The 12,612-nt window shown below is 66.5% G+C and carries 13 protein-coding genes; 1 reads left to right on the top strand and 12 read right to left on the bottom strand.

Annotation, left to right across the window (positions count from 1 at the left end; translation table 11 throughout):
* Position 1: 1 nt before the first annotated feature.
* The 7 genes from AC2FAN_RS10605 to AC2FAN_RS10575 all read right to left on the bottom strand — a co-directional run bounded on the left by AC2FAN_RS10605 (position 2) and on the right by AC2FAN_RS10575 (position 6,282).
* Positions 2-523, bottom strand: a complete 522-nt coding sequence (locus tag AC2FAN_RS10605; RefSeq protein WP_476806946.1) for a FixH family protein — start codon at positions 521-523, stop codon at positions 2-4.
* Positions 524-543: 20 nt separating this feature from the next.
* Complete coding sequence (ccoG, locus tag AC2FAN_RS10600; RefSeq protein ID WP_485174557.1) at positions 544-1,968, bottom strand: cytochrome c oxidase accessory protein CcoG; 1,425 nt, start codon at positions 1,966-1,968, stop codon at positions 544-546.
* Between the two features lie 31 nt (positions 1,969-1,999).
* Complete coding sequence (ccoP, locus tag AC2FAN_RS10595; RefSeq protein WP_485173842.1) at positions 2,000-2,884, bottom strand: cytochrome-c oxidase, cbb3-type subunit III; 885 nt, start codon at positions 2,882-2,884, stop codon at positions 2,000-2,002.
* 2 nt (positions 2,885-2,886) lie between these two features.
* Positions 2,887-3,042: a cbb3-type cytochrome c oxidase subunit 3 gene (locus tag AC2FAN_RS10590; protein WP_265051862.1), complete on the bottom strand. Its 156-nt coding sequence runs from the start codon at positions 3,040-3,042 to the stop codon at positions 2,887-2,889.
* 11 nt (positions 3,043-3,053) lie between these two features.
* On the bottom strand, positions 3,054-3,818 hold the full coding sequence (gene ccoO, locus AC2FAN_RS10585; RefSeq protein WP_485173840.1) for a cytochrome-c oxidase, cbb3-type subunit II: 765 nt from the start codon (positions 3,816-3,818) through the stop codon (positions 3,054-3,056).
* 13 nt (positions 3,819-3,831) lie between these two features.
* Positions 3,832-5,454: a cytochrome-c oxidase, cbb3-type subunit I gene (gene ccoN / locus AC2FAN_RS10580; RefSeq protein ID WP_485174555.1), complete on the bottom strand. Its 1,623-nt coding sequence runs from the start codon at positions 5,452-5,454 to the stop codon at positions 3,832-3,834.
* Positions 5,455-5,625: 171 nt separating this feature from the next.
* The gene (locus tag AC2FAN_RS10575; protein WP_265051860.1) at positions 5,626-6,282 is read right to left on the bottom strand and encodes a helix-turn-helix domain-containing protein; all 657 of its coding nucleotides are present in this window, start codon (positions 6,280-6,282) and stop codon (positions 5,626-5,628) included.
* 319 nt (positions 6,283-6,601) lie between these two features.
* On the opposite strand from AC2FAN_RS10575, the gene AC2FAN_RS10570 reads away from it, so the two are divergent.
* Positions 6,602-7,075, top strand: coding sequence for a hypothetical protein (locus AC2FAN_RS10570; protein ID WP_485173838.1), 474 nt, complete (start codon positions 6,602-6,604; stop codon positions 7,073-7,075).
* A 49-nt stretch (positions 7,076-7,124) separates the two neighbouring features.
* On the opposite strand, the gene pcaF is transcribed toward AC2FAN_RS10570, so the two are convergent.
* From pcaF to AC2FAN_RS10545, 5 genes are all read right to left on the bottom strand, one after another.
* Complete coding sequence (pcaF, locus tag AC2FAN_RS10565) at positions 7,125-8,333, bottom strand: 3-oxoadipyl-CoA thiolase (protein WP_265051858.1); 1,209 nt, start codon at positions 8,331-8,333, stop codon at positions 7,125-7,127.
* A gap of 112 nt (positions 8,334-8,445) precedes the next feature.
* On the bottom strand, positions 8,446-9,363 hold the full coding sequence (locus AC2FAN_RS10560; RefSeq protein WP_485173835.1) for a dihydrodipicolinate synthase family protein: 918 nt from the start codon (positions 9,361-9,363) through the stop codon (positions 8,446-8,448).
* Between the two features lie 51 nt (positions 9,364-9,414).
* The gene (locus tag AC2FAN_RS10555; RefSeq protein ID WP_485173833.1) at positions 9,415-10,926 is read right to left on the bottom strand and encodes a tripartite tricarboxylate transporter permease; all 1,512 of its coding nucleotides are present in this window, start codon (positions 10,924-10,926) and stop codon (positions 9,415-9,417) included.
* Positions 10,927-10,945: 19 nt separating this feature from the next.
* Positions 10,946-11,434, bottom strand: a complete 489-nt coding sequence (locus tag AC2FAN_RS10550; RefSeq protein ID WP_265051855.1) for a tripartite tricarboxylate transporter TctB family protein — start codon at positions 11,432-11,434, stop codon at positions 10,946-10,948.
* Between the two features lie 170 nt (positions 11,435-11,604).
* Entirely contained in the window at positions 11,605-12,600 is a 996-nt protein-coding gene (locus tag AC2FAN_RS10545; RefSeq protein WP_485173831.1) for a Bug family tripartite tricarboxylate transporter substrate binding protein, read from the bottom strand.
* Positions 12,601-12,612 lie beyond the last annotated feature (12 nt).

Genomic DNA, 12,612 nt, shown 5'->3' with positions numbered 1-12,612 from the left:
ATCATCTCTCCGGCAAGGTGATGCGGCTGCGGGAGACGAAGACGACCTCATCTCCGCGCCGCGCCTGCAATTCGAGAATCCAGGCGCCGCTTTCGATATGGTCGAAATTCGCGTCGTATCGTCCGGGCTGGCCCTCGTTCAGCGTGACGGCGTGATCGCGCGCGGAGGTCGCTGGGTGGCGCAATCGCGCCGTCGCGGTGAAGCCGGAGAGCGGCTGGCCGAGACGGTCCGCCAGGGTCACGCCGAGCGTCGCACCCTCGCCTTGCCGGGAGAGCGTGGCCGCGGCCTTCCAGCCACGCGCGTCGCGCTCGTGCTGGCGGGCGATTTCCTCGTTGAAATGCTGGCTGGTCTCGTAGGCGCTGCGCGTCTCGACGCCCGGCATGGTGCGCAGCGCCACCGTGAGGATCGTCGCGTTGACGGAGACGATGACGCCGAAGAACAGCACCAGCATCGCCGCGACCATCCACCCGGTCAGTTCGAAGGGGCGTCGTGGGCGCGGGGCGGCAGGGGCGTCGCAGGACATCAGGAAAACTCCGCAGCAGCTCATGGTTTGGCTCCGGGCGCCATGAAATGGTCGGTCGCGCGCACGGTCTCCCCGGCGAAGAGATCCGAGGCGGTGATGGTGATGGCCTGCGACGCTTCCAGCGGCACGCCGGCCGGCACGGTGACGAGCACGCGCACCTCGCGCGAGGAATCGGGATCGACGGTGACGACCGGCCGCAGATCCGCAGTGGGCGCGATACCGACCGCATCGATGCGGATACCGGGCAGGCCGGCCACAGTCAGCGCGAAGGGGCGAACCTCCGGGCGCTTGTTGAGCAGACGGACGGCATAGGCATTGCGGATCGAGCCGTCGCTCAGCGTCACGAAGAGCGGGGCGCGCTCGTGCAGCACGGAAATGTCCGCGGTCCGGCGCGTCGCGAGCTGCCAGAGCATGGCGCCGCCGACGACGACGATCAGCGCCGCATAGATAAGCGTGCGCACCCGCAGCGGACGATAGATCGCCGGCTTTCCGGCCATGCGCCGCTTGACGTTGGTCTCGGTGTCATAGGCGATCAGGCGGGTCGGGCGGCCGATCCTGGCCATGACGGTGTCGCAGGCATCGATGCACAGGCCGCACTGAATGCAATCGACCTGCGCGCCGTCGCGGATGTCGATCCCGGTCGGGCAGACCGCGACGCATTGATGGCAATCGATGCAGTCGCCGGCGGGCGCGCCCTGCGCCCTGAGCTTCTGGGCCTGCTTGACCGAGACGCGCGGCTCGCCGCGATCGTAGCGATAGGTGACGTTCAGCGCCTCGTCGTCGGTCAGAGCGGCCTGGATCCGAGGCCAGGGGCACATGAACTTGCAGACCTGTTCGCGCATGATGCCGGCGAGCGAATAGGTGGTGAAGGTCAGGATCGCGATCCAGACATAAGCCGAGATCGGCGCCGTGAAGGTCGCGAGCTCGCGCACCAGCGTCGGCGCATCGGCGAAGTAGAGCACCCAGGCGCCACCGGTCCACCAGGCGATGACGAGCCACACCGCGTGCTTGGCGCTCTTGCGCCAGAGCTTGTCGGCACTCCATGGCGCCTCGTCGCGGCGCATGCGCTCGCGCCGGTCGCCCTCGAAGAAACGCTCCACGGCGAGGAAGAGGTCGGTCCAGACCGTCTGCGGGCAGAGATAGCCGCACCAGACCCGGCCGGCGACCGCATTCATCAGGAAGAGGACGAAGGAGGCCAGGATCAGCAGGCCGGTGAAGTAGTAGACCTCCTGCGGCCAGATCTCGATGAAGAAGAAGTAGAAGCGGCCGTTGGCGATATCTGCCAGCACCGCCTGATCAGGCAGATGTGGGCCGCGATCCCAGCGCAGGAAGGGCAGCAGGTAGTAGATGCCGAGGCACAGGAAAAGGATGAGCCATTTCGCGCGCCTGAAAGGGCCGGAGACGCTCTGCGGATAGACCTTCCGCGACGCCGCGAAGAGCGGCATGTCGTCGGGATCGGTCCCGGCGGTGCTCACGCTACTGCCCTCCCCCCAGCGAGTGGACGTAGACGGTCAGCGCCTTCAGCGTCGTCTCGTCCAGCCGCCCGCCCCAGGCCGGCATCACGCCGTTGCGGCTGTTGCCGATGGTTTCGGTCAGCGAGGCCATGTCCATGCCGTAGAGGCTGATCGCGTCGGTCAGATTCGGCGCGCCCAGTTCCTGGTTGCCCTTGCCGGCCGGGCCGTGGCAGGCGGCGCAGTTGTCGGCGAAGAGCTTGCGCCCGAGTGCCAGATCCGCCTTCGGCTCCGTCGGCAGGCCGGCGAGTTCGCGGACATGGTTGGCGACGGCGTTGATCTCCCCACGCTTCAGCAGGCCGTCGCGGCCGAAGGCCGGCATCTGGCTGACGCGCGTGTCGTCATTGCCGGCGACGCGGATGCCGTGGCGCAGCGTCTGCATGATCGTGTCGAGCGAGCCGCCCCAGAGCCAGTCGTCGTCGTTGAGGTTGGGATAGCCCTTGGCACCGGCGCCGCCGACGCCATGGCAGGCCGCGCAATTGTCGCCGAAGGCGGCCTTGCCCTGGGCCGTCGCGATCTGGAACAGCTTGGGATCGGCCTTGATCTGCGCGGGTGTGGCCTCAGTCATGCCGGCCGCCAGCGCCGCGCGCTGAGCCTTCAGCTCGTTCATCTGCACGGTGATGTCCGAGCGGGTGGCGTAGCCGATCACGCCCCTGGTCGCGTCGGTCAGGAGCGGCCAGGCCGGGTAGACGATCCAGTAGCCGAAGGACCAGATGATGGTGGCGTAGAAGATGCCGAGCCACCAGCGCGGCAGCGGCGTGTTGAGCTCGCGGATACCGTCCCATTCATGGCCGGTCGTGGCGTGGCCGGTGACGGGGTCGATCTCTTGGGCGTCGTGACGCTGGTCCATGGTCAGTCCTCGCGCAGCGGATTGAGCGCGGCCTGCTCGAAGCGGGCGCGGTTCTTCGGCCAGAAGGCGTAGAAGCAGACGCCGAGGAAGACGGCGACGAAGTAGAGAAGGCCGGCGGACTGGGCGAAGCCGGCGAGCCAGTGATAGGTCGTTTGCATGGTGGCCTCGCTCAGCGGATGTTGGCCTTGTCGTCGTAGAGCTTGAAGTCGACCAGCGTGCCGAGCGCCTGCAGATAGGCGATCAGGGCGTCGGCTTCGGTGATGCGCTGCGGGTCGCCGTCGAAATCGCGCGACTGCGCCCTGGGGTAGCGTTTCTCCAGATCGGACTGGCCGGGATGGTCCGGCGTCGCCTGCGCCTTCAGGTCGCTCTGCGCCTGCGCGATCATCTCGTCGCTATAGGGCACGCCGCCGGCGCGGTTGGCGCGCAGCTGGTCGGCGATGTCGCTATGGGACAGCTCGGTTTTGGCCAGGAAGGGATAGCCCGGCATGATCGACTGCGGCACCACCGCGCGCGGCTCGGCCAGATGCGCGCGCTGCCACTCGTCGGAATACTTGCCGCCGACGCGGGCGAGGTCCGGACCGGTACGCTTGGAGCCCCACTGGAAGGGCTTGTCGTACATGCTCTCGGCGGCCAGCGAATAATGCCCGTAGCGCTCGACCTCGTCGCGCAGCGGCCGGATCATCTGGCTGTGGCAGTTGTAGCAGCCCTCGCGGACGTAGATCGCGCGGCCGGCAAGCTCCAACGGGGTGTAGGGGCGCATGCCCTGCACGGTCTCGATCGTGTTCTTCAAATAGAAGAGCGGCGCGATCTCGACGAGGCCGCCGATCGAGATCACCAGCAACGTGCCGATGACCAGGACGATCGAGTTGGTCTCGAAAATCTTGTGCTTGGCCCAGAGCGAGCGGCGCGCGGGCTTGTGTTCGATGCTCGTCATTGCGGAAGCTTTCTCAGGCGGCCACGGCCAGCAGCGGCGCGGGGACCTCGGAGCGCGGCATGTCTGCCGCCGCCTCGGAGCGCACGGTCATCCAGAGGTTGAAGGCCATGATCAGCGCGCCGATCAGGAACAGCGCCCCGCCCATCGCGCGGATGACGTAGAAGGGGTGCATCGCGGCGACGGTCTCGATGAACGAGTACTCGAGGAAGCCGAGCGCGGTGTAGGCGCGCCACATCAGGCCCTGCAGAATGCCCGAGACCCACATCGCCGTGATGTAGAAGACGATGCCGAGCGTCGAGATCCAGAAGTGCCAGCTCACCAGCTTGAGCGAGTAGAGGCCCTTGCGGTTCCACAGCCAGGGCACGAGGCAATAGATCGCGCCGAAGGAGATGTAGGCGACCCAGCCGAGCGCCCCGGAATGGACGTGGCCGATGGTCCAGTCGGTGTAGTGCGACAGGCCGTTGACCGCCTTGATCGACATCAGCGGGCCTTCGAAGGTCGACATGCCGTAGAAGGCGAGCGAAACCACCATCATCCGCAGCACGGGATCGGTGCGCAGCCGGTCCCAGGCGCCCGACAGGGTCATGATGCCGTTGATCATGCCGCCCCAGGAGGGCATCCACAGCATGATCGAGAAGGTCATGCCCAGCGTCTGCGCCCAGTCAGGCAGCGCAGTGTAATGGAGATGGTGGGGGCCTGCCCAGATATAGATGAAGATCAGCGCCCAGAAGTGGATGATCGAGAGCCGGTAGCTGTAGATCGGCCGCTCCGCGCGCTTGGGCACGAAGTAATACATGATCGCGAGGAAGCCGGCGGTGAGGAAGAAGCCGACCGCGTTATGGCCGTACCACCACTGGAACATCGCATCCTGCACGCCCGACCAGAGGCCGTAGGATTTCGGCGACAGGATCGAGATCGGCACGGCGACGTTGTTACCGATATGCAGGACCGCGATGGTGACGATGAAGCCGAGATAGAACCAGTTCGCCACATAGATATGCGGCTCCCGACGCTTCATCACCGTGCCGAGGAAGACCAGGAGATAGGTGACCCAGACGATGGTCAGCCACAGGTCGGCGTACCATTCCGGCTCGGCGTATTCCTTGCCCTGCGTGATGCCGAGCAGGTAGCCGGTGCCGGCGATGACAATGAAGAAGTTGTAGCCGAGGACGACGAACCAGGGCGACAGGATGCCCGCCAGGCGCGCGCGGCAGGTGCGCTGGACGACATAGAAGGACGTGCCGATCAGCACGTTGCCGCCGAAGGCGAAGATCACGGCCGAGGTGTGCAGCGGGCGCAACCGGCCGAAATTGATCCAGGGCAGGTCGAAGTTCAGCACTGGAAAGGCGAGCTGGAGCGCGATGATAAGCCCGACGGTGAAGCCGGCGATGCCCCAGACCATCGCGGCCACCGTCGCGAACTTCACCGGCTCCATGTTGTAGTTCGGCTTGCCGTCGATCTCTTGCGGCGAAACCGCGGGCGAGCCGTCGAAGCAGCGGTTCGCGATCAGGATCACGGCAGCCGCGGCCGCGACGACGCCGAGCGCCGCATGGAAGGCGTAGCCGGAGCTTTCGGTCAGCGCCGAGACGACGATCAGCGGCAGCACGCAGGCCGCCGCGATCAGCATGCCGATCATTTCGCCGACAGTCGCCTGCCTGACTTGGCTTGCCGTTGCCGTCACATCCGACTCCCGCTTCGTCCGGCGCATGAGCGCGCCATGAAGAGGAGGCTTAGCGAGCGGCCGGAAGCCGGGCGTTGATTCAGGTCAAGGAAACGGGCAGGCGGTTGCGGCGAGAGCGCGCAGGCCTCAGGCCGCGACGGCGCTCATCCGCTCGGGATTCATCACGCGCACGCCGCCGGGAACGATCAGGATCGTCTTGTCCTTGGCGAGGCGGGTGAAGGTGCGGCTCACGGTCTCGATGGTGAGGCCGAGGAAGTCGGCGATGTCCTGCCGCGTCATCGGCAGCGGCACCGTGACGGAGGGCTTGCCGAGCCTTGCCCAGCGCTGCTGCATGCCGAGCAGGAAGCAGATCAGCTTCTCTTCGGCGGTGCGCCGGCCGAGCAGCATCATCTGCTCATGGGCGAGCGTCAGTTCATGCGTCGCGAACTCGTGCAGCCGCTTCAGCAGATGCGGCTTGGCGTCGACCAGCGCGGTATAGGCGCCGCGCGAGAAGGCGCAGACCGCGACCTCGCCGATCGCATCGGCCGAGAAGCCATAGGCGTCGCGCATGGCGAGCCCGAGGAAATCCCCCGGCAGGGCGAAGCCGACGACCTGGCGCCGGCCATCCGAGAGCAGCTTGTAGAGACGCACCACGCCGGCGGTGACGTTGTAGACGGAATGGGCCTCGCGCCCCTGCGTGAACAGCGTCTCGCCGGAAGAGAAATGCGTGGGATGGGCCAGGGATTCGAGCAGGGCCAACTCGTCATCCGAGAGCGAGGCGCAGACGCTCACCAGGCGGACCATGCAGTTGCGACAGCCGCCATCGCCGCGGTTCGTAGCGCTACAGGCCGAGGGGTGACAGTTCACGATCGCATCTTCCCGCTAGAGCATCGGACCGAGAAAAGTGGAAACCGCTTTTCGGAAAAAGCCCGATGCCCAAACTAAAGAGTAGATCGCAACCTCGCGTCCAAGAGGACGCATTGCGATCTATGGCGACCATAACCGAGGCGGACAGGGTCACAAAGCACGCTTGCCGTCGCAGCCGGCGAAATTGATCCAGATCAATGCGACAACACAGGCCCGCCAACCACCGTGCGCGCCTGCAATTCGGGAGAAGCCGCACGTGACGGGCGATGACATCTTCGAGGTCGCGCGCATCGCGCCGGCCGGAGCCGACGCCGTCTACGGCCTCGTGGCCATGCTGCATCCGGAGGTGACGCCCGACGACTGGGCCGCCTTCGTGCGCGACCATTCGCAGGACGGGGCGCGGCCGCGCGGCGTCTTCTCGCTGCGCGATGTGCGCGGCATGCCCCATGCCCTGTTCACCTTCCGTGTCGCGCAAACGATCAGCGGAGGAACCACGCTCGAGATTTTCGAACTGGCGATGCTGCGCCTGCCGGGAACGCATCTGGTCGACGCCTTGCTGCGCTTCGCCAACCAGCTCGCGGTCGAGCTCGACCTGCGCCGGATCGCGATCTCGCTGGAACGCTCCGCCGCCTGGCCGCAGGATCACGATGCCCTGCAGCGCTCGGGGTTCCAGGTCGATCGCGTGATGGTCCTCGGGCGGGCCCGTATGGAGCCCGCCCCCTGGAATTGACCTGTCTCAATCAGGCGTGGAGCCGGGCTTAGCGCCGCCAGCCGAGCTGTCAGACTCGTTCCAGTGCGATGGCGATGCCCTGGCCGACGCCGATGCACATGGTCGCGAGGGCAAGACGCTTGCCGGTCAGCGACAGTTCGAGCGCCGCCGTGCCGGCAATGCGGGCACCGGACATGCCGAGCGGGTGGCCGAGTGCGATCGCCCCACCGTTCGGGTTCACATACGCGCCGTCCTCGGCGATGCCGAGCTCGCGAAGCACCGCGATGCCCTGGCTCGCGAAAGCCTCGTTCAGCTCGACTACGTCGAAATCGGTCGGCTTGAGGCCAAGGCGCTCGCAGAGCTTGCGAGTGGCCGGGATCGGCCCGAGGCCCATCACGCGCGGCGCGACGCCGCCTGCAGCACCACCGAGCACGCGCGCCAGCGGGGTCAGGCCATATTTCGCCACAGCCTTCTCCGAGGCGACGATCAGCGCGGCGGCGCCGTCGTTGACGCCCGAGGCATTGCCGGCCGTGACGGTGCCGCCCTCCTTGCGGAACGGGGTCCCCAGCTTGGCGAGCTTCTCCAGCGTGGTGTCGCCGCGCGGGTGCTCGTCGATCTCGACACGGATCGCATCGCCCTTCCGCTGCGGGATCAGGACCGGCACGATCTCCCTGGCCAATCGGCCATTCTGCTGGGCAGCGACTGCCTTCTGCTGCGAGCGCACAGCGAAGGCATCCTGATCGGCGCGGCTGACCTTGCAATCGGCGGCTACGTTCTCGCCGGTCTCCGGCATGGAATCGACGCCGTATTGCTGCTTCATCAGCGGGTTGACGAAGCGCCAGCCGATGGTGGTGTCGTGGATTTCGGCGTGGCGCGAGAAGGCGCTTTCGGCCTTCGGCAGCACGAAGGGCGCGCGCGACATGCTCTCGACGCCGCCGGCGATCATCAACTCGGCCTCGCCGGCCTTGATCGCCCGGGCGGCGGCGATGACGGCATCCATGCCGGAACCGCAGAGCCTATTGATCGTGGTGCCCGGCACCTCCTTGGGCAGGCCGGCGAGCAGGAGCGACATGCGCGCGACGTTGCGGTTGTCCTCTCCCGCCTGATTGGCGCAGCCGAAGATCACATCGTCCACGGCAGCGAAATCGACGCCCGCATGACGCTCGAGCAGAGCCTTCAGCGGCACTGCCCCGAGATCGTCAGCGCGGACCGAGGACAGGGAGCCACCGAAGCGGCCGATCGGCGTGCGGACATAGCCGCAGATGAAAGCTTCGCTCATCGTCGGGATCTTCCCTCTGTAGCCGCCCTTGAGGCCCGGCTCGTCAGGTGAGGTTCTCGCTGCCCCTCCCGGCTTTGTAAAGACGACGTGGCACGGGCTCGCGGCGTCGGACCTACTTGCCCCAGCGCAGCGCCAGCGGATCGAGCTCGCGGGCGAGCTCGATCAGCCCCTCGCGCGTCTTCGGATGCAGGGGCGTCAGCGGGTGGCGCACGGCCTCGGACTTGATGACCCCGCCCTCCTTCATCACCGCCTTGGCCGAGCGCAGGCCGCATTGGCGGTTCTCGTAGTTGATGATCGGCAGGACGCGGGCATAGAGCGCCGCCGCCTGCTTGCGGTCACCGGCAGCATGCGCGGCGAGGATCGGCTTGATCAGGTCGGGGATCATCGCCGACGTCATGGTGCCGGTGGCGCCGGCATCGAGATCGGCCATCAGCGTGATCGCCTCCTCGCCGTCGAAGGGGCCGACGACGGCGTCGCCGCCCGCCTCGATCAGCGCGCGCAGCTTGTTCGCCGTGCCGGGCACCTCGATCTTGAAGTAGCGGACGAGCGGCACTTCCTTGGCCAGCCGGATCATGAAGGGCACGGTCATGGTCACGCCCGAGAGCGGCGCGTCCTGCAGGATGATCGGGATACCGCAGGCATCCGCCACCGCCTTGAAATGCTCGATCATGCCCTGCTCGTCGGCCTTGAGCAGCGCGCCGTGATAAGGCGGCATCATCATCAGCATCTTGGCGCCGGCATCCGCGGCGGCCTTGGCGCGGGCGGCGGCGATGCGCGTCGAGAAATGCGAGGTGGTCACGATCACCGGCACGCGGCCATCGATCTGCTCCAGCGAGAGCCGCATCACCTGGTCGCGCTCCTCGTCGGTCAGCAGGAACTGCTCCGAGAAGTTCGCGAGGATGCAGATGCCGTCGACGCCCTGGTCGACCATCAGGTCCATGACGCGCTTGTTGCCCTCGATATCGAGGTCGCCATTGTCGTGGAAGACGGTCGGCGCGATCGGCAGGATGCCCTTGTAGGGTTCGGTCATGGCGTCTTCTCGTATGGCGGACAGGGCGGAAAGCGAACAGCGATACGGGCGTCAGACCGTGCTGGCGGCCTTCGTTCCGCGCAGGCGACGGGCGATGCTGCCGATGACCGGCAGCACCAGCAAGGCGAGACCGATCGTCATCAGCGTCGAGACCAGAGCGTTCGACCAAAAGATCGAGAGCGAACCCTGGCTGAAGATCATCGACTGGCGGAAGGCGTCCTCGGCCTTGTCGCCGATGACCATGGCGAGCACGAGCGGCGCGGTCGGGTAATCGAGCTTCTTGAAGAGATAGCCGACGAGGCCGAAGACCAGCGCGAGCCAGATATCGAACTCCTTGCTCGCGGCGGTGAAGGCGCCGATGAAGCAGATCACCACGATGATCGGTCCGATGATCGAGAAGGGGATGCGCAGGATCGAGGCGAAGAGCGGCACTGTCGCCAGCACGATCACCACCGCGACGACATTGCCGAGATACATCGAGGCGATCAGGCCCCAGACGAAATCGGGGCGGTCGGTGAAGAGCGTCGGGCCGGGGTTGAGCCCCCAGATCATCAGGCCGCCCATCATCACCGCCGCCGTCGCCGAGCCGGGGATGCCGAGCGCCAGCATCGGCAGCATGGCGGCGGAGCCTGCGGCATGGTCGGCGGTCTCGGGCGCGATCACACCTTCGGGCTCGCCCTTGCCGAACTTGGCCGGGTTGCGCGAGGAGCGCTTGGCCATGGCGTAGCTCATGAACGAGGCTGCGGTCGGCCCGCCCGGCGTGATGCCCATCCAGATGCCGATCAAGGAGGAGCGCAGCAGAGCGAGCCAGTAGCGCGGCAGCTTGGCCGCCGTACGCAGCACGTCGCTGATGCGGACCTTGGCGGCGACGCCCTCGAAGCGCAGCCCCTCCTCCATAGTCAGCAGCAATTCGCCGATGCCGAACAGGCCGATGACCGCGATCAGGAAGCTGACGCCGGCGAGCAGCACGTCGAACTCGAACGTCAGCCGGACATTGCCCGAGACCGAGTCCATGCCGATCGTCGCAAGCGCGAAGCCGATCGCCATCGAGACGACCGTCTTGAAGGGCGAGGCGCCGCCGAGCCCGATGAAGCTCGCGAAGGTCATGAAATAGACGGCGAAGTACTCCGGCGAGGAGAAGCGCAGCGCGAATTTCGCGACCCAGCCGGATAACAGCGTGATCAGGATGACGCCGGCCATGGCGCCGAAGCCGGCAGAGAGGAAGGCGAAGGAGAGCGCTTCCGTCGCCTTGCCCTGCTTGGCCATCGGGTGGCCGTCGAAGGTCGTCGCGACCGAGGATGGCTCGCCGGGGATGTTGAACAGGATCGAGGTGGTGGAGCCGCCGAAGAGCGCGCCCCAGTAGAGCGAGGTCAGCAGGATGATCGCCGAGACCGGGTCCATCGAGAAGGTCAGCGGCAGGAGCAGCGAGACGCCGTTGGGGGCGCCGAGCCCCGGCAGCACGCCGACGAGCACGCCGAGCAGCACGCCCGCGATCATCAGCAGGATATGGTGCGTGGTGAGCGCGACCGAGAAGCCGTGCATCAGGTTGGCGACGTTGTCCATGCGCTTTTCCCTGCCGCCTCTAAAGGCCGATGAGCGGCTCGATCGGGCCCTTGAGCAGACCGATCTGGAAGAATTTTTCGAGGGCGAAATAGAAGAACGCCGCCGTCACGAAGGCGGTCGCAAGGCTCGGCAGCCAGCCATAGCCACCCTGGAAACGCATCGCGAAGACGAGATAGAGGATCGTCGCGACATACATGCCGAGCGTGGCGCTGAGCACCACGAAGCCGACGAGTGGCAGCAGGAATGACAGCACCCGCTTGCCGCGCTCGGCATCGAGGAACGCCTCTGCCAGCGCAGCCTTGCCGGCCACGCGCTGGCCCACCGTCATCGCCAGCGTGCCCAGGCTCGCCAGCGCGATCAGCGCCCCGGCATAGAAAGGAAATGCACCGGGCTGCGGGCCCGACGTATCCCAGCCGATGCCGAACTCCAGCGAGCCCTTCACGATGACGAGCCCGAAGACGAGCGTCAGGATCGCAGTCCCGATTTCGGCCCAGAAGCGGGTGATCATGGGGTGGGTTCCTCCTTGCGGGGGCCGCCGAAAAGCGCCTCGTCATTCCGGACGCAGCGAAGCGGAGATCCGGAATCCATCATGGGGCGTAGCGGCCTTCGATGGATCCCGGGTCGGCCGAGGGCCGCCCGGGATGACGTCCAGGTCGCTGCGTCTTGTCGAGTAGGCCCTTACTTCGCGACCCAGCCTTCGTTCTCGAAGACCTTCTTGTTCGCGGCCTCGTCCTTGGCGACGAAGTCGGTCAGCTCCTTGCCCTTCATGAACTTGCCGGTCTGGGCGGTACGCTGCACGAACTCCTGCCATTCCGGCGTCTTGGAGACCTTCTCCATGAGGCCGGCATAGTAGGTCACGGCGTCGGCCGGAACCTCGGCCGGCAGCCAGACGGTGCGCGGCATCTGGAAGGTCTCGAGCGGCAGGCCCGCTTCCTTGCAGGTCGGGATGTCGCCCCAGCCCTTGCCCTCGAAGACCGCGTCGCTTTTGGCGAGGCGGGCCGGCGAGAAGACGCAGAGCGGCTTCACCTGGCCGGCCTTCCACTGGCCGATATTCTCGTTGGGATTGTTGACGTTGGAGTCGATATGACCGCCGGCGAGCTGCACGGCAGCGGCGCTGCCGCCCTGGAACGGGACGTAGATCCATTTCACGCCGGAGGCGTCCTGGATCATCGAGGTCAGCGTCTGGTCGGTGTCCTTGGACTGGCTGCCGCCCATCTTGAAGCCCATGGGCTTGGCCTTGACCGCCTCGATATAGGCCTTCGCGTCGGCGTAGGGAGCATCACCCTTCACCCAGAGCAGGAACTCGTCGAGCGCCAGCGCGGCGACCGGCGTCAGGTCCGTGTATTTGTAGCCGAGCTTGGCAACGTAAGGCAGCAGATAGGCGTTGTTGGTGCCGAAGATGACGCGGTTCGGATCGCCCTTGGCGCCCTTGCCGTAGACATAGCCCTCGGCACCGGAGCCGCCGCCCTTGTTCACCACCACGATCGGCTGCTCGGTGAGCTTGTGCTTGGTGATGATCGACTGGATGACGCGGGCGAAATTGTCGGTGCCTCCACCGGCGCCGGAGGTCACGACGAACTCGATCGGCTTGGTCGGCTCCCAGGCCTGCGCCGCACCGATGCCGCCCAGCGCGAACGCGCCGGCCAGCGCGGCAGTCATGGCAATGGTCTTCATGAGGTTTCTCCC

It is taken from the genome of Allobosea sp. RIT-PG3_2, assembly GCF_057321085.1.
This window is presented reverse-complemented; position numbering and strand designations above follow the sequence as displayed.